Source organism: Micromonospora sp. A200 (assembly GCF_029893845.1).
Classification (GTDB): domain Bacteria; phylum Actinomycetota; class Actinomycetes; order Mycobacteriales; family Micromonosporaceae; genus Micromonospora; species Micromonospora purpureochromogenes.
The window spans coordinates 88,901-105,512 of sequence record NZ_JARXXY010000017.1; the positions used below are offsets into that span (position 1 = coordinate 88,901).

General features: G+C 72.2%; 18 protein-coding genes. 15 read left to right on the forward strand and 3 right to left on the reverse strand.

Translation table 11 applies throughout. The features are described 5' to 3' along the window. The first annotated feature begins 27 nt into the window (after positions 1–27). From M2302_RS18155 to M2302_RS18165, 3 genes are read left to right on the forward strand one after another with little or no spacing between them, the layout of a single operon-like run. Positions 28–792 carry an ABC transporter ATP-binding protein gene (locus M2302_RS18155; protein ID WP_210773851.1) on the forward strand — a complete coding sequence of 255 codons (765 nt, stop codon included), beginning with the start codon at positions 28–30 and terminating at the stop codon, positions 790–792. Then, a complete protein-coding gene (locus tag M2302_RS18160; protein WP_280839055.1) occupies positions 777–2,465 on the forward strand; it encodes an ABC transporter permease in 1,689 nt (562 codons plus the stop codon). Before M2302_RS18155 ends, M2302_RS18160 begins: the two co-directional genes overlap by 16 nt. Beyond that, the gene (locus M2302_RS18165; RefSeq protein WP_280839056.1) at positions 2,465–2,980 is read left to right on the forward strand and encodes an SRPBCC family protein; all 516 of its coding nucleotides are present in this window, start codon (positions 2,465–2,467) and stop codon (positions 2,978–2,980) included. The genes M2302_RS18160 and M2302_RS18165 overlap by 1 nt, the downstream gene beginning before the upstream one ends. Positions 2,981–3,061: 81 nt before the next feature. Here M2302_RS18165 and M2302_RS18170 read toward each other — a convergent pair whose 3' ends face one another. The 3 genes from M2302_RS18170 to M2302_RS18180 all read right to left on the reverse strand — a co-directional run bounded on the left by M2302_RS18170 (position 3,062) and on the right by M2302_RS18180 (position 4,658). Further along, positions 3,062–3,316 carry a hypothetical protein gene (locus tag M2302_RS18170; RefSeq protein WP_280839057.1) on the reverse strand — a complete coding sequence of 85 codons (255 nt, stop codon included), beginning with the start codon at positions 3,314–3,316 and terminating at the stop codon, positions 3,062–3,064. A gap of 338 nt (positions 3,317–3,654) precedes the next feature. Next, positions 3,655–3,876 (reverse strand): DUF397 domain-containing protein, encoded by a 222-nt coding sequence (locus M2302_RS18175; protein WP_280839058.1) that lies wholly within the window; start codon positions 3,874–3,876, stop codon positions 3,655–3,657. Next, a complete protein-coding gene (locus tag M2302_RS18180; protein WP_280839059.1) occupies positions 3,873–4,658 on the reverse strand; it encodes a helix-turn-helix transcriptional regulator in 786 nt (261 codons plus the stop codon). Before M2302_RS18180 ends, M2302_RS18175 begins: the two co-directional genes overlap by 4 nt. Positions 4,659–4,854: 196 nt before the next feature. Between M2302_RS18180 and M2302_RS18185 the strand changes: the two genes are divergently transcribed. From M2302_RS18185 to M2302_RS18240, 12 genes are all read left to right on the forward strand, one after another. Further along, the gene (locus M2302_RS18185) at positions 4,855–5,082 is read left to right on the forward strand and encodes a hypothetical protein (protein ID WP_280839060.1); all 228 of its coding nucleotides are present in this window, start codon (positions 4,855–4,857) and stop codon (positions 5,080–5,082) included. Between the two features lie 247 nt (positions 5,083–5,329). Next, a complete protein-coding gene (locus M2302_RS18190; RefSeq protein WP_280839061.1) occupies positions 5,330–6,085 on the forward strand; it encodes a flavin reductase family protein in 756 nt (251 codons plus the stop codon). A gap of 220 nt (positions 6,086–6,305) precedes the next feature. Continuing rightward, positions 6,306–6,677, forward strand: a complete 372-nt coding sequence (locus M2302_RS18195) for a DUF485 domain-containing protein (RefSeq protein ID WP_280839062.1) — start codon at positions 6,306–6,308, stop codon at positions 6,675–6,677. Further along, complete coding sequence (locus M2302_RS18200) at positions 6,655–8,328, forward strand: cation acetate symporter (protein ID WP_280839063.1); 1,674 nt, start codon at positions 6,655–6,657, stop codon at positions 8,326–8,328. The genes M2302_RS18195 and M2302_RS18200 overlap by 23 nt, the downstream gene beginning before the upstream one ends. Before the next feature lie 99 nt (positions 8,329–8,427). Further along, positions 8,428–9,402 carry an NAD-dependent epimerase/dehydratase family protein gene (locus M2302_RS18205; protein ID WP_280839064.1) on the forward strand — a complete coding sequence of 325 codons (975 nt, stop codon included), beginning with the start codon at positions 8,428–8,430 and terminating at the stop codon, positions 9,400–9,402. Positions 9,403–9,480: 78 nt separating this feature from the next. Further along, complete coding sequence (locus tag M2302_RS18210; protein WP_280839065.1) at positions 9,481–10,713, forward strand: LCP family protein; 1,233 nt, start codon at positions 9,481–9,483, stop codon at positions 10,711–10,713. Between the two features lie 292 nt (positions 10,714–11,005). Next, positions 11,006–12,217 (forward strand): LCP family protein, encoded by a 1,212-nt coding sequence (locus M2302_RS18215; RefSeq protein ID WP_280839066.1) that lies wholly within the window; start codon positions 11,006–11,008, stop codon positions 12,215–12,217. A 207-nt stretch (positions 12,218–12,424) separates the two neighbouring features. Beyond that, a complete protein-coding gene (locus tag M2302_RS18220; RefSeq protein WP_280839067.1) occupies positions 12,425–13,369 on the forward strand; it encodes an LCP family protein in 945 nt (314 codons plus the stop codon). A 58-nt stretch (positions 13,370–13,427) separates the two neighbouring features. Further along, positions 13,428–13,763: a rhodanese-like domain-containing protein gene (locus M2302_RS18225; RefSeq protein WP_088959745.1), complete on the forward strand. Its 336-nt coding sequence runs from the start codon at positions 13,428–13,430 to the stop codon at positions 13,761–13,763. Positions 13,764–13,774: 11 nt separating this feature from the next. Beyond that, on the forward strand, positions 13,775–14,566 hold the full coding sequence (locus tag M2302_RS18230) for a glycerophosphodiester phosphodiesterase family protein (protein WP_280839068.1): 792 nt from the start codon (positions 13,775–13,777) through the stop codon (positions 14,564–14,566). Positions 14,567–14,618: 52 nt separating this feature from the next. After that, entirely contained in the window at positions 14,619–16,076 is a 1,458-nt protein-coding gene (locus M2302_RS18235) for a PAS domain-containing sensor histidine kinase (protein ID WP_280839069.1), read from the forward strand. Further along, the gene (locus tag M2302_RS18240) at positions 16,073–16,567 is read left to right on the forward strand and encodes an ATP-binding protein (RefSeq protein ID WP_210773874.1); all 495 of its coding nucleotides are present in this window, start codon (positions 16,073–16,075) and stop codon (positions 16,565–16,567) included. The genes M2302_RS18235 and M2302_RS18240 overlap by 4 nt, the downstream gene beginning before the upstream one ends. The last annotated feature ends 45 nt before the right edge of the window (positions 16,568–16,612 follow it).

The following is a 16,612-nucleotide window of genomic DNA, read 5'->3' on the forward strand; positions in this document are numbered from 1 at the left end:
TGGTCCGGCCCGGATACGGTCGGACGCATGACTGGTGGGCACCCCGCGCTCGCGCTGCGCGGCCTGGCGAAGCAGTTCGACGGCAAGGTCGCGGTGGCGGGCGTCGACCTGGCCGTCCCGGCCGGCTCCTTCTACGGGCTGCTCGGCCCGAACGGCGCCGGCAAGACCACCACGCTGTCGATGGCGGTCGGGCTGCTGCGGCCCGACCACGGCCGGGCCTGGGTGCTCGGGCACGACGTGTGGGCCGACCCGGTGGGCGCGAAGCGGCTGCTCGGCGTGATGCCGGACGGCGTACGGCTCTTCGACCGGCTCACCGGGGCGGAGCTGCTGGCGTACCACGGTCTGTTGCGCGGGATGGACCCGGCGGTGGTCGACCAGCGGGCCGCCGAACTGCTGGACGTGCTGGCGCTGACCGACGCCGGCCGGACCCTGGTGGTCGACTACTCGGCCGGCATGAAGAAGAAGATCGGCCTGGCCTGTGCGCTGCTGCACGGCCCCCGGGTCCTGGTGCTGGACGAGCCGTTCGAGGCGGTCGACCCGGTCTCCGCCGCGCTGATCCGCGACATCCTGCAGCGGTACGTCTCCGGCGGCGGCACGGTGGTCTTCTCCAGCCACGTCATGGAGGTCGTCGAGCGGCTCTGCTCGCACGTGGCGATCCTCGCCGAGGGCACCATCAAGCGGGTCGGCACCCTGGACGAGGTGCGCGGGGACCGGTCCCTGGAGGAGGTCTTCGTCGAGGTGGTCGGTGGCCGCACCGCGACCGGTGAGGAACTGTCGTGGCTGTCGCGGTGACCGTCCCGGCCGAACCGGTCCGGCGGGTCTCCGCCCGGCACTTCGTCCGGCTCAAGCTGCGGGTGATGGGCAACAACTTCCGGGGCCAGGGCTGGCGGCTCGCGATGTTCGTGATCGGCGTCCTGGTCGGCCTCTGGTTCGCCGCCGGCGGTTTCCTGGCGCTGGCCGCGCCGGGCTTCGCCGACGAGCCGCGGTACGCGCTGATGACCGCCGCGTTCGGTGGTGGGCTGCTGGTGCTCGGCTGGCTGCTGCTGCCACTGGTCTTCTTCGGCGTGGACGAGACCCTGGACCCGGCCCGGTTCGCGCTGCTGCCGCTGCCCCGCCGCACCCTGGTCGCCGGGCTGTTCGCGGCGGCGCTGGTCAGCGTTCCGGTGCTCGCGGTGCTGCTCGCCGTCTCCGGGCTGGTGGTCACCGCCGCCGCGCTGGGCGGCTGGGCGGCCGGGCTGGTCGCGGCCGTCGGGGTGGTCGCGGGGCTGCTGCTCTGCGTCGCCGCCAGCCGCGCGGTGACCAGCGCGTTCGCCACCATGCTGCGGTCCCGCCGGGTACGCGACCTGGCCGCCGTGCTGCTGGCGGTGGTCGCCGCCCTGCTCGGGCCGTTGCAGATCGCGGTGCTGGCGGCGGTGCAGGACGCCGACTGGGACCGGCTGGCCGGGGTGGCCGAGGTGGTGGGCTGGACCCCGTTCGGCGCGCCCTGGACGGTCGGCGTGGACGTGGCCGAGGGGCGGGCCTGGGCCGTACCGGTGAAGTTGCTGATCACGGCGGTGACCATCGGCCTGCTGCTGCTGTGGTGGTCGCGGTCGCTGGAGTCGGCGATGGTCGGCGCGGCCAGCGCCGCTCCGGCCAAGGGCCGGCGCGGGCCGGCGGGCGGGGCCGTCGCGCAACTCTTCCCCCGGGCGCTGGCCTGGACGCGCCGGGACCGGTTCGACGCGCTGGTCGCCCGGGAGGCGCGCTACTGGTGGCGGGACGCCCGGCGCCGGGCCAACCTGATCACCGTCGCGGTGGTCGGGGTCTTCGTGCCGGTGATGGTGAACCTCGGCGGTCCGCAGTTCGCCGCCGAGGACGGCCCGGACCTCACCGCCGGCAACTCGTCGCCGGTCCTGCTCAGCCTGTCGATGCTCTTCGTCGGGGTGCTCGCCTCGGTCACCCTGGCCAACCAGTTCGGCTTCGACGGCAGCGCGTACGCGGCGAACGTGGTGGCCGGGGTGCCCGGTCGGCTGGAGCTGCGCGCCCGGATGGCGGCCTTCTCGGTGTACGTGGTGCCGATGCTGGGCGTGGTGTCGGTGGTGATCGCGCTGGTGGTGGGCGAGCCCGGCTGGATCGGGGTGGCCGGCGGGGCGCTGCTCGCCGCGTACGGGGCCGGGTTGGCGATCAACGGGTTCGTGTCGGTGCTCGGGGCGTACTCGCTGCCGGAGACGAGCAACCCGTTCGCGATGAACACCGGGGCGGGGGTGGCGAAGAGTTTCCTCACCCTGCTGTCCATGGTCGCCTCGGCGGCCGCCGCGGTACCGATGGTGGTGGCCGCGGCGCTGCTCGGGGACGCCTGGCTCTGGCTGGCCCTGCCGCTCGGGGCGGCGTACGGGCTGGGGGCGGCGCTGCTCGGCTCGTACCTGGCCGGGGACGTGCTGGACCGGCGGATGCCGGAGCTGCTGGCCACCGTCACCCCGCGCCGCTGATGCCGGTCGTCGAGGCGGTGGCGACCGTCCCGGTCCCGCCCGAGTTGGCCTTCGCGGTGTCGCAGACCACCGCGCCGGTGCGCTACCGGTGGGACCCGTTCGTTCGGGAGCAGCACTTCACCGACGGGGCGACCCGCCCCGGCAAGGGGGTGCGGACCTTCACCCGTTCCCGGCACGGCCTGGTCATGGTCAGCGAGTACGTCTCGTTCGCGCCACCGACGAACGTCGGCATGAAGATGGTGCGCGGTCCGTGGTTCTTCGAGATGTTCGCCGGCGGCTGGCGGTTCGCGCCCGCTGCGGAGCCCGGCCACACCGTCGCCACCTGGCGGTACAGCTTCCGCTGCCGGCCGGCGTTCCTGCGGCCGGTCGCCGACCGCGTCGGCGGCTGGCTGCTCACCCGGGACATCCGCCGCCGGATCGCCGGCTACGCCGCCGGCTGCGCGGACCCGGAGGTGCTGGCCGCCGCCCGCCGCTCGCTCGCCGCCGACGATCCGGCCGACGGGGGTACGACCTGAGCCACCCCGCCTCGGCCGGGCCGCCGGTTGCGGCATGTCGCGGTGTCCGACCTGACGGACACCGCGTGGATCGAACGCGGGTCAGACCCGGCGCATGAAGGCGTAGAGGAAGTGGCTGCCGGTGACCGAGGCGACGTTGACCAGCTCCCAGCCGTAGTTCGACAGGTGCTCGACGGCCTCCATGAGCTGGGTGACGCTGTTGCCCATGAACCCGGGCCGGGCGGAGACGGCCAGGTGCCGGAACGGGTAGGCGCGGAGGTCGACCTCGCCCCGGAGGACCGAGTCGGCACCGACGGAACGGGACTGTGCGAGCTGCGGCGGCGTCACGAAGGCCATGCCCGGCACGATAGGACGTCCGGGCGAGGGCCCCGATTCCGACAAGATCGCGGCCCTGCGAACGAGTACGCACCGACCACGGCGCCGGCCAGACCCGCTGGCCCCGCGCGACCGCGCCACCGTGTCGGTGATCACCGGTCCCGGGTCGGCCGCGCGGTTCGCGAGCCCGACGGCGGACGGTGGTCGGGGATCCTTTCGAGCTGATGTCGTCAACGACTCAGGCTCCGGGCCCGACGGGTTTGATTCGTTCACGACATCAGCTCGAAAGGGCCTGCAGAGCGCCCTGCCTCGTCCGGCCCGGGAAGAGGTCGGGCCCGGCAGAGGTCGGGCCCGGCGGATCATGCGGGCAGGGCCGGACCTCGGTCGGTCGGCGGAGCGGACGGCGTCTGCGCGACGAATGACCGCCAGGCGCCGGGAGCGAAGGTGAGGGTCGGGCCGGAGCGGTCCTTGCTGTCCCTCACCAGCACCACGCCAGGCAGATTGTCCGCCACCTCGACGCAGTTGCCGCCGGAGTCCGTCGATCGGCTGGAGGTGCGCCAGTGCGGCTTGATCATCGTCATGGCGTCACCTTCAGCTTCCGGATCAGATCCAGCGAGGCGCCTGTGGACAGTGCTTCGCCGAGCAGGCTATCCCACTTGCGATCGATCAAGCCGATCATTTCAGGGTCGTCCATGACGTGTCCCCGAGCGGCATTCTCCAGGTAGAGGGCCCTGTCGCCGTCCGGCAGCTCAGCAAGCACGAACCCACCGCCGAGCCCGACGTGCTCCCCGACGCTCAGCGGAATAACGTGCAGCCGGAGGAACGGCAGGTCGGCCACACCCAGGAGTCGACCGAGTTGCTCGTCGAGCACGGCAGGCCCACCAACCGGACGGTGTAGCGCCGACTCATCGAGCAAAAAGACGCAGTGCGGTGGCTCGTCGCGGTGCAGCAGTTGCTGCCGCTCCATTCGCACCGCCACCAACTCGTCCACCATCGCTGGCGCGTGCAGCCCACCGGCCGAGATGACCGCGTGCGCATACTTCTCGGTTTGGAGCAGGCCGGGCACCAGGCAGGCTTCGAAAGCACGCAGTCGAGTGGCCTGCTGTTCGTAGCCTCGCCAGGGCGCGAACCAGGACGGCCCCCGCTCCTGGTCGGCCGCCTTGAGTAGTTCGGCGAGGAGGCCGCCGGTGCCGAGGGCCTGGTCGGCGGCGACGGCGAACTCCATGGTCGGCCGGCGGCGGCCGGTCTCGATCGCCGCCACGGTCGACGGACTCCACTTGATCGTGGCGGCCAGCCCCTCCTGGGACACCTCGGCACCCGCTCGGGCGGCCTTCAACGCCCTGACCCACATCTCGACGTTCATCCTTACCTCTCCGGTAAGTACGTGACCCCGCTGCGTAGTAAGCCCTGGCATCCTCCCCTGCGACCGGCCCGCCGTCCAGGGTGGAGAACACGCGGCCCGGCCGGTGGAGGCGTCGACCCGGCGGCCGGTCCTGCGTCGGGTCGCCCCGGTCAATCCCCCGACCGGGGCGACCCCCGAGACCGGGAGGAAGTCAGCGATGTTCGAATTCATCCGCCGCAGGAACGCCGCGCTGTGGCCGTACCGGAGGAAGAAGGTGGCACCGGCGACCGGCGTGCCGGGCGCGACCGCGCCGCAGGGGTCGGTGGGCCGGCCGAACCAGCCGCCGGCGTGGGCGACCGCGCCGACGGTGGCCCTGCCGCGACCGGGCCGCGCAGGCTGGCTGACCCCGGCGCAGAACTGGCGGGCGAACGGCGGACGGTGGTGACCACCGCCCGGGCGTGTCGCGCCGGGAAGGCGGACACGACCCTGAGCGTGATGCCTCTGAGTCATAAAGATGCCTCTCAGTCATATCGCTCGTTGCGGCATTCGTCTCCGGCCGCCGACACGCCGGAACGCAAGCGGCGTAGCGCCACCGCGCGGACCGCCACAGCGCGGACCGCCACCGCGTCGGCCATCGCCGCGCCGACCGTCGTGGGGGACCGGCGGTGAGCAGGCGGGCGCCGCATCTGCCGATGCGACCGCTCTGGCGGTGCCGGGCCTGCGGCGCGCACTGGCCGTGTCAGCCGGCCCGACTCGGCCTGCTGGTCGAGTACCGGCACGACCGGACGACACTGCTCGTGTACCTGGGCGGGCTGATGGCCGAGGCCGCCGATCAGCTCGCCCGACTCCACCCGCAGGCCCGTCCGACCGACCTGCACGAGCGCTTCCTCGGCTGGGCGCGGGCCCGGGGCGGCACAATGTTTCACGTGAATCATGAGCCGGGTGCCGAGATCCACCACACTGATCCGTTCGCGGTGCCCGCCGGGCAGCGCTCGCCCGTACGCCGGTTGCGGGGTCGGCTGGCGGCGCCGGTGACCCTCTGGACGGCGCCCGGACCGGCGGGGCTGACCGTCTCGTCCACCCTGGTCGCCGAGGGTGAGCCGGACCGGCTGCTCGGGCTGATCGACGCGGAGTCGGACCTGTGGGCGGCGGTGGAGGAGGCCGGGCGGTTCGCGGTGACGCCGTTGGGGCCGCCGCACCGGCAGCTCGCCGACCGGTTCGCCGGGCTCTTCCCCTCCCCGGGTGGGCTCTTCGCCACCGGATCGTGGCTCGACACCCCCTACGGCCCGGTCCCCAGCGACGCCGGCGGGTGGGCCGGCTGCCGGCTCGACACCGCCCGCGAGTACGGCTGGGGCCTGCTGGTGGAGGCCACCATCGAGGCGGTCGACCTGACCGAGAAGACCATGCCGCTGCTGCACTACCGGGGCCGGTACCACGAGCTGACCTGACGGCCCGGCGACAGCTCGTGGTGGCCCGGCGACAGCTGGTGGTGGCCCGGCGAGCGCCCGCCCGACCTACCGCTCGTCGGAGTGACCTGGGTCACTCGGCGCAGCCCGCAGACCGTTCGGCGCAGCCGCCGACCGGCCCCGATCTCGGCCTTCCCTGGATGGGAACGCGCTCTCTACGGTGCGCGAAACTCCCCAGGCCTGTGAAGGTGGTGATCCACAGATGTCCACGGACACACCCGCGTCCGCGCCCGCCGAGTCGGCGGCGGAGCGGTATCTCGCCGTACAACGGTCGGACGAGTTCGCCGGGTTGCGTCGCGCGTTGCGCGGCTTCGTCTTCCCGATGACCGTCGCATTCTTCCTGTGGTACGCGCTCTACGTCATCCTTTCCGCCTACGCGCGGGACTTCATGGGCACGAAGCTCTTCGGCAGCAACGTCAACGTCGCCCTCGTCTTCGGTCTGCTCCAGTTCGTCTCCACCTTCCTGATCGCCTGGCTCTACTCCCGGTACGCCGACCGGAAGATCGACCCGGTGGCCGACCGGATCCGCGCCGAGATCGGGGAGGTGAACCATGAACACGGTCCTCGCGGCTGAGGCGGGCAGCACCACCGCCCGCAACCTCACCATCACGCTCTTCCTGGTCTTCGTGGCGGTGACCCTGGCCATCACCATCTGGGCCAGCCGGCAGACCAAGACGGCCACCGACTTCTACGCCGGCGGCCGGTCCTTCTCCGGCTTCCAGAACGGCATGGCGATCGGCGGCGACTACATGTCGGCCGCGTCGTTCCTCGGCATCGCCGGCATCATCGCCCTCTACGGCTACGACGGCTTCCTCTACTCGATCGGCTTCCTGGTCGCCTGGCTGGTGGCCCTGTTGCTGGTGGCCGAACTGCTGCGCAACTCCGGCCGGTACACGATGGCCGACGTGCTGGCCTTCCGGATGCGGCAGCGTCCGGTGCGTACCGCCGCGGCCGTCTCCACCATCACGGTGTCGATCTTCTACCTGCTGGCCCAGATGGTGGGCGCGGGCGCGCTGGTCGCGCTGCTGCTCGGCATCAAGCCGGGGACGACCTTCCTCGGCATGGACGCGGACACCGCCAAGGTCGCCACCATCATCATGGTCGGCGCCCTGATGATCATCTACGTCACGGTAGGTGGCATGAAGGGCACCACCTACGTGCAGATCGTCAAGGCGTTCCTGCTGATGGGCGGCGCGCTGGTGATGACGTTGCTGGTGCTGGCGAAGTACAAGTTCAACCTGTCGTCGCTGCTCGGCGACGCCGCCGCCGCCTCCGGCAAGGGCAGCGCCTTCCTCGAACCCGGGCTGCGCTACGGCGTCGAGGTGGCCGGCAATTCGACCCAGACGTTCTACAACAAGATCGACCTGCTCTCGCTCGGCATCGCGCTGGTGCTCGGCACGGCCGGCCTGCCGCACATCCTGATCCGCTTCTACACCGTCCCGACCGCCAAGGCGGCCCGCAAGAGCGTGCTGTGGGCGATCGGCATCATCGGCACCTTCTACCTGCTCACCCTGGCGCTCGGCTTCGGTGCCGCGGCGCTGGTCGGCAGCGAGGCGATCACCGCCCAGGACAAGGCGGGCAACACGGCGGCGCCACAGCTCGCCGAGGCGCTCGGCATCGACTTCCTCGGTGGCGATCTCGGCGGGGCCACTCTGCTGGCGATCATCGCGGCGGTCGCCTTCGCCACCATCCTGGCCGTGGTCGCCGGTCTGACCCTGGCCTCCTCCTCCAGCCTGGCGCACGACTTCTACGCCAACGTGCTGAAGAACGGCCAAGCCTCCGAACGGCAGGAGGTAACCGTCGCCCGCGTCTCCGCCCTGGTCATCGGCGCGGTCTCGATCGTGCTCTCGATCTTCGCGCAGAGCCTGAACGTGGCCTTCCTGGTGGCGCTGGCCTTCGCGGTGGCCGCGTCGGGCAACCTGCCGGCAATCCTCTACAGCCTCTTCTGGAAGCGGTTCAACACCTCGGGGGCGGTCTGGGCCATCTACGGCGGACTACTGGCCGCCGTGTTCCTGGTGTTCTTCTCGCCGGTGGTCTCCGGGGCACCGACCTCGATGTTCCCGGACCAGGACTGGCAGTGGTTCCCGCTGTCCAACCCGGGCATCCTCTCGATCCCGTTCGGCTTCCTGTGTGGGTGGATCGGCACGGTGATCTCGAAGGAGCGCGACGAGGAGAAGTACGCGGAGCTGGAGGTGCGGGCGCTGACCGGCGCGGGAGCGCACTGACGTCCACCACCGGAAGGGGCCCTGGCGCGCGTGCCGCGCCGGGGCCCCTTCCCGCATGCCGCGCCGTATCCGGGGGGCACCCTTAGTAGGCTGGCCGGCATGAAGGTAGCCCCGCGTTTCGGCAGCGGTCATCGCGTCCTGGTCACCGGCGGCGCCGGTTTCGTGCCGTCCCACCTGGTCGACGCCCTCGTCGGGCGCGGCTGCCAGGTCGTCGCGCTGGACAACTTCGTCACCGGTTCGAAGGACAACGTCGCGTACCTGCTGGACAACCCGTCCTTCGCCCTGGTCGAGGCGGACATCTCCGACGGGCTGCCGCCCCACCCGGCGCTGGCCGAGCGGTTCGACGCCGTCCTGCACATGGCCTCCCCGGCCAGCCCGACCGACTTCGAGAAGCTGCCGGTGGAGATCCTCCGGGTCGGCTCGGCGGGCACCCTGCACCTGCTGGAGCGCGCGCTCGCCGACGGCGCCCGGTTCCTGATGGCCTCCACCTCGGAGGCGTACGGTGATCCGAAGGAGCACCCGCAGCGCGAGACGTACTGGGGCAACGTCAACCCGATCGGGGTACGCGCCGTCTACGACGAGGCGAAGCGCTTCTCCGAGGCGGCCACCATGGCGTACCACCGGAGCAAGGGGCTGGACGCGGCGATCGTCCGGATCTTCAACACGTACGGCCCGCGGATGCGCCCCGACGACGGCCGGGCCATCCCCACCTTCATCTCCCAGGCGCTGCGCGGCGAGCCGATCACCGTGCACGGCACCGGCAACCAGACCCGCTCGATCTGCTACGTCGACGACCTGGTGCGCGGCATCCTGCTGCTGCTCGACTCGACCGAGACCGGGCCGATCAACTGCGGCACCGAGCACGAGATGAGCATGCGGCAACTCGCCGAGACGATCGTGTCACTGTGCGGAAGCAGTTCCGAGGTGACGTACATCACCCGCAGTGCGGACGATCCGGAGATGCGGCGGCCTGATCTCACCCTCGCCCGGGAGCTGCTGGGATACGAACCCACCGTGGCGCCCGAAGACGGACTGCGACGCACGATCGACCACTTCCGGGCGCGGCTAGGGTAGCGCTCCGCCCGGCACGCGGGGCGCGACGCGGCGTTCGCCTTCGGGCAACGCTCGACCGGCATACGTACGCTGAACCGCATGTCCGCCACATCGTCAGCCGGCGTCCCGCTCCCGTACACGCACCGGAGCGCCGGACGCGCCGCGGTCCCCGGTCCCGACCGGGCCGCCGGGCGCGCCCGGCCGTCCGAGACGCAGTGGTACCCGTCGTACGACGATGAGCGCCCCCGCTCCGGCGGGCCCGGCGGCCCGGGCGGACCCGGCACGCCGCCGGGGCCGGGCGGTCCGGGTGGCCCCGGCCGGCGTGGCCCCCGCCCGCGCTGGGGACGGATCGGCCTGGTGGCCGGCGTGGCGGTGCTGGTGCTGGCGCTGCTCGGCGGCCTGGGGGCGTGGGTCTACACCGACAACCTCGACAAGGACCTGGCCCGCACGGACCCGTTCTCGGAGATCACCGGCGGGCGGCCGGCCAAGGCGGTGAACGGCGCGCTGAACATCCTGCTGGTGGGCTCGGACTCGCGCGACCCGGACGCGCCGGTGGACAAGCAGAGCCAGTGGCGGGCCGACACGATCATCGTCATGCACATCCCCGCCGACCACAAGTCGGCCTACCTGGTCTCCATCCCGCGTGACCTGTACGTGCCGATCCCGGAGAGCGCCGGCGCGGAGTGCGACTCCGGGCGGCGCGCGAAGATCAACGCGGCGTTCGCGTTCGGCGGCCTCCCGCTGGCGGTTCGCACGGTGGAGTGCTTCAGCGACGTCCGGATCGACCACGTGATGGCGATCGACTTCGGCGGCTTCAAGGAGGTCACCGACGCGCTCGGTGGGGTGGACCTCAAGGTGGAGCGGAGCATCACCTCGATCCACAAGCCGTACCGGAAGTTCACCAAGGGCACCATGCACATGGACGGCGCCACGGCACTGGACTGGATCCGGCAGCGCAAGCAGTTCCCGGACGGCGACTTCGCCCGGATGCGCCACCAGCAGGAGTTCCTGCGCGCGCTGATGGACAAGGCGGCGAGCACGGGCACGCTGGCCAATCCGAAGAAGCTGAACGCCTTCCTCCAGTCGGTCACCGACGCGGTGACCGTCGACAACGGCTTCTCGCTGGTCGACATGGGTGTGCAGTTCCGCAGCCTGCGCGGCGAGAACCTGACCTTCATCACCAGCCCGAACACGGGCAGCGACACGATCAACGGCGAGTCGGTGGTGGTCTCCGACCGGGCGAAGGCGCTGGCGATGTACAAGGCGATGTCGGCGGACACGATGGCGGCCTGGGTGGCGGCCAACCAGGACCCGGACACCAAGGGCAAGTGACCCGGTTCCCCCCGGGCGGCCGGACCTCCCGGCCGTCCCGGGCGGACCGACGAGGGCCGGTGGCGGCGGCCGGTGTTGCCGGCACATTTCGACGGACGTCATCAGAGGTGCGCTCACGTCTGGTTCCATCATCGGCCGCCAACCACCGACCAGACGTATTGACTCATCCGTTCGGTTGAATTGCCGTCGCATGTGTCGGGATATCCAGGAATTGAGCGTCTGACGATCTCGCCTTGACGGGAAGCGGTACGTAGAGTGGTCCCGCCCCCCGACCACGCGAGCTGGAGCATGCATGCCGGTTCAGACCAGCCCCCGCCCGACGTCGCTGGATTCCGACCCCCACGCACGGGCGTCGACAAAGATCCCGTCCCAGGGCGGTCGGAGCGGGCGGCGCACCGGCGGCGCCGGGAAGCGCACCAAGCGCAAGGACCCGCTCTGGGCCCGCCTGACGGTGATCTTCGGCGCCGTGCTGATGATGACCAGCGGCATCGCCATCGTCGGCAGCAAGGCGCTGATCAGCCAGGCGACCGGCAGCATCGCCCAGAAGAACCTGCTGGGCGGGGCGGGCAAGACCGACGCCGAGGGTGGCGCCGACCTGGAGGGCCCGATCGACATGCTCCTGCTGGGCGTCGACGCCCGCGAGCGCTGGGCCGCGGACGACGTCCGGGCGGACAGCATCATCGTGCTGCACATCCCGGCCAGCCACGACCAGGCGTACATGATCTCGATCCCGCGGGACACCGAGGCGCAGATCCCCGCCTTCAAGAAGAGCGGCTACGCCGGTGGCACCGACAAGATCAACGCGGCGTTCCAGGCCGGCGCGCGCAACGGCGGCGGCTGGGAGGGCGGCGCCCAGCTGATGGCCCAGACCATCAAGAACATGACCGGGATCAGCTTCGACGGCGCCGCGATCATCAACTTCGGCGGATTCAAGAACGTCATCGACACCCTGGGCAGCGTCCGGATCTGCGTCAAGCACGAGGTGCAGTCGATCCACACGGTGATGGTCGACGGCAAGCACATGTGGAAGGCGGACGCCAAGAAGACCGGCCGGCCGATGACCCCGGTGGTCTACAAGAAGGGCTGCCGCGAGATGTCCGGCCTCGAGGCGCTGGACTACTCCCGGCAGCGCTACGGCCTGCCCGGCGGCGACTACGACCGGCAGCAGAACCAGCAGCAGCTCATCAAGGCGATGGCCCGCAAGGCCACCGAGAAGGGCATGCTGACCAACCCGGTCAAGGTCAACCAGCTGATCCGGGCGGCGGGCAAGGCCTTCATCCTCGACGTCGGCGGCGCATCGGTCGCCAACTTCATCTACACCCTGCGCGGGGTCAGCGCCAACGAGTTGACGATGCTGCGCACCAACGGCGGCAAGTTCAACGGCAACGCCAACAACCGTGAGGCGCTCAGCCCGCAGACGCTGGAGATGTTCCGGGCGGTCAAGAACGACAAGCTGGGCGAATTCGTGTACGCCAACCCGGCGGTCCTCTCCACCCGCAGCTGACCCCGATGACCGGCCGGCAGCCACGGCGAAACCAGCCCCGGGCGCAGTGACCGACCCGTAGCCTGAAGTGAGCATGTCTCACGTAACGGCCACGGGGAGGGCGTCACGGCCAGGTCAGCGAGGTCCGACCGAGGGCTGGACAGACCACCACCCGGCCGCCGGGCCACCCGCTGGCCGAGGGTCCTGCTCCGGGTCGGACTCGCCCTCGTGCTGGTCGCCGTCGTCACCGTGGTCGGCATCAAGGCACTCACCGCGCGGTACGAGCGCACCATCACCCGGGAGCAACTGCTCGCCCAGGACGCCCGGCAGCCCCGGACCGACCTCTCCGAAGGGCTGAACTACCTGCTCGTCGGCAGCGACCGGCGGGGCGCCACCGACGGGCCCGACCAGCGCTCGGACACCATCCTCATCGTGCATCTACCGCCCGGGATGCGGCAGGGCTACCTGATCTCCGTCCCGCGCGACCTGCTGGTGGCCATTCCCCCCGGCGGCACCAACGGCTATCGCGGCGGCCAGGACAAGATCAACGCTGCGTACGAGCACGGCGGGGCCGGCCGGGGCGGGGCCCAACTGCTCTCCTCCACCCTGACCCGGCTCACCGGGATCCGCTTCGACGGGGCCGCGCTGGTCGACTTCGCCGGCTTCAAGCAGGTCATCAACCTGCTCGGCGGGATCCGGATGTGCGTGGACACCGAGGTCCGGTCGATCCACACCGGGACCGTGTTCGCCGCCGGATGCCAGCAGATGGACGGCGCCCGGGCGCTGGACTACGTGCGGCAGCGCTACGGCCTGCCCGGCGGCGACTACGACCGGCAGCGGCACCAGCAGCAGATGCTGCGCGCGGTGCTGGAGCGGGCCGGCGAGACGGACCTGCGCGGCGACCCGGTCAAGCTGGACCGGGTGCTGCGCGCGGTCGGCGGCACGCTGACCCTGGACACCAACGGCGTACCCGTCGAGGACCTGCTGATGGCCCTCCGGTCGCTGCCGGCGGAGCAGCTGAGCGGGGTGCAGGTGCCGTCGTACCCGGAGACCATCGACGGGATCTCCTACGTGGTGCTCGACAACGGCGGCAACGGCCTCTTCGACGCCGTACGCGGCGAGCGGGTGCCGGGCTGGGCGACGGCCAACCCGCGCTGGATCACCCGGTTGTGAGCCGGCGAACCGGCCCGGCCCGTGCCGATGCCGCCGGTGAGGATCTAGGCTGCTACCCGTGTTCGGATCCCAGGTACCCAGCGTTCCCGTGACCGAGATCGACGACGAGACCTACCTGCTGGACGTCCGCGAGGACGACGAGTGGGTGGCGGGCCACGCCCCCGGCGCCCACCACCTGCCGATGATGGAGCTGCCGGCCCGGCTGGCCGAGGTGCCCACCGACCGGGACGTCGCGGTGATCTGCCGCTCCGGCGGGCGCTCCGCCCAGGTCGTCGGCTACCTGCTCAACAACGGATGGGAGCAGGTGCGCAACGCCGACGGCGGGATGCGCCAGTGGGAGGCCGTCGGCCGGCCGGTGGTCGGCGGGGACGGGCAGCCCGGCCGGGTCATCTGAGAGCCGGCACCATGGGCGATCCGCTGGTCTTCGCGCACCGCGGCGCGTCGGCCGACCTGCCCGAGCACACCCTCGCGGCGTACCTGCGGGCCCTGGACGAGGGCGCCGACGGGCTGGAGTGCGACGTCCGGCTCACCCGGGACGGGCACCTGGTCTGCGTGCACGACCGCCGGCTGGACCGGACCAGCAACGGACGCGGGCTGGTCAGCGCCCGTACCCTCGCCGAGCTGGAGCTGCTCGACTTCGGCTCCTGGCATCCGGGCTGCGTACCGGCCGACGGCGACGAGGTGCTGGACGAGTCGCACACCCGGCTGCTCACGCTGGAACGGCTGCTGGAGGCCGTACTGGCCGCCGACCGGCCGGTCCGGCTGCTGGTGGAGACGAAGCACCCGTCCCGCTACGGCGGCGACGTCGAGCGCCGGCTGGTCGCGCTGCTGCGCCGGTACGGGCTCGCCGAACCCCGCCCGGACGACCCGGTACGGGTCACCGTGATGTCCTTCTCCCCGCTGGCCGTACGCCGGGTCCGGGAGCTGGCCCCGGCGCTGCCCACGGTGCTGCTGCTGGAGGTGCTGCCGCGCTGGCTGCGACTCGGCCGGCTGCCGTTCGGCGCCGGGATCGCCGGGCCCGGCATCGGCCTGGTCCGGGCCCGCCCGCAACTGGTGCCCGCCCTGCGGGCCGCCGGCAACCAGGTGTACGTCTGGACCGTCAACGAGCCGGACGACCTGGAGCTGGTGCTGGCCGCCGGGGTGAACGGGGTGATCACCGACCGACCGGCGCGGACGCTGGCCCGGCTGGGCCGGTGAGGCCCACCGGACGGGGCTGCCCGAACTCCGCCCGAGGGGGCACACTCGGGACATGCCGGAGCGTACCGATCTCGCCGCCCTGATCACCGGCCACAGCGCGGTGATCGAGATGATCAATTCCGGAGACGCGGGCCTGCCCGTCCTCACCCAGCTGCTCCGGGTGGCCCGCTCGGCGGTGGGCGCGGCCAGCGTGGCCTTCGTCGAGTTCGCCCCGACCGGCGGCCGGGTCATCGCGGCCAGCGGCAACGCCAAGTGGATGATCGGCCGCCCGCTGCCGGCGTCCGACCCGGTGACCGTCTGCCTGCTCGCCGGCCCCCGGGTCCGGCAGGTCCGGGTGGACCACCTCCCCGGGCAGCTCGCCGGGGAACTGGCCGCCCGCGGGCTGCGCCGGATGATCGGGGCCCGCGCCGAGATCGGCGGGCTGACCGTCGGCAGCCTGCACGCCCTCTACGCCGACGGCGAGGACGCCGCCGACCCGGAGGGGCAGGCCGTGCTGGGCTACGTGGCCGCCTGCATCGCCCACATGTACGGCGACCAGAGCGGCCTGCCGGTGCACGGCGACGGCCCGGTGGTCGCGGCGCTCGCCGACGGTCTGGCCGTGGTCGACCGGGAGGGGCACGTGCGGCTCTGGAACCCGGCCGCCGCCCAGGTGACCGGCCGCTCCTCCGCCGAGGCGCTGAGCCGGCCGCTGCCCTTTCCGCTCCCCCCGTCCGGCCAGGTGCTCGACCACCAGATGCCGGACGGACGCTGGCTGCGGATCACCTCCGGGGAGCTGGCCGGGCCCGGCACCCAGCGGGTGGTCACCTTCCGCGACATCACCGACCAGCAGCGCCGCGACTCCGAGCGCGACCTCTTCGTCGCGGTGACCAGCCACGAGCTGCGCACCCCGGTCACCGTGATCAAGGGGTACGCAGACACCCTCACCGACCACTGGGAGTCGCTGACCGACACCGACCGCCGGCAGGCGGCCCGGGTCATCGGGCAGCGCGCCAACGAACTGGCCCGGCTGATCGACCGCCTGCTCTCCTCGGCCATCGACGGCCGGCCCGGCGGTGAGCCGGCCGTACCGTTCGACCTCGGCGAGGCGTTGCGCGCCACCGTGCCAGACCTCCCCGCCGACCTGCGCCACCGGCTCGTCCTCGCCCTGCCGGCCGACCTGCCCAAGGCGCTCGGCGACCGGCACAGCATGGCCACCGTCCTGACCGAGCTGGGCACCAACGCCGCCAAGTACTCGCCGCCGGAGTCGCCGATCGAGGTCACCGCCGGCACCGACGGGCAGACCGTGCTGTTCCGGGTCAGCGACCGGGGCATCGGCATCCGGCCGGAGCACGTGGAGCGCGCCTTCGACCGGTTCTGGCAGGGCGAGTCCGGGGACCGCCGGGGCTATCCCGGCGCCGGGCTCGGCCTCTATCTCGTCCGCCGGATCGTTGAACAGCAGAATGGATGGGTATCCCTCCGGCCGAGGAACGGTGGCGGTACCGTCGCAGAGGTGCGGCTGCCCCGGGGATGACCTGCGCGGGGCACCGGGGGACGGGGCGAGAAGGAGCGAGGGTGTCGACGCACGCGGTCGAACGTTCGTGGTGCGTGGTGGTTCCCCACCACGCCACCGGAGCGCGGCTGGCCCGGCACCGGCTCGCCGACGAACTCGCCGAGGTCGTACCCCCGGTCCTGCTGGCCGACCTGGTGGCGGTCCTGGCCGAGCTGGTGGGCAACGCCGTCCGGCACGCCGACCCGCTGCCCGGCGGGGTGGTCCGGGTGGCCTGGCGGCTGCGGCCCACGCCGGGCGGCCCGACCGTGTCGATCCGGGTGACCGACGGTGGCGCGCCCGCCGGCCCGCGGATGCGGGCGGCCAGCCCGGACGCCGTCGACGGCCGTGGCCTGCACATCGTCGCCGGCCTGGCCAGCCGCTGGGGAGTCGACCGGGACGGCCTGGGCCAGAGCGTCTGGGCCGAGTTCGACCCGACCGGCTCGGCCCGACCGGACCTGGTCGTCGCCGGTTGAGCCGGCCCCGGGGGCGGGTCCTCCCCACACCGTCCCGGCCGGGCC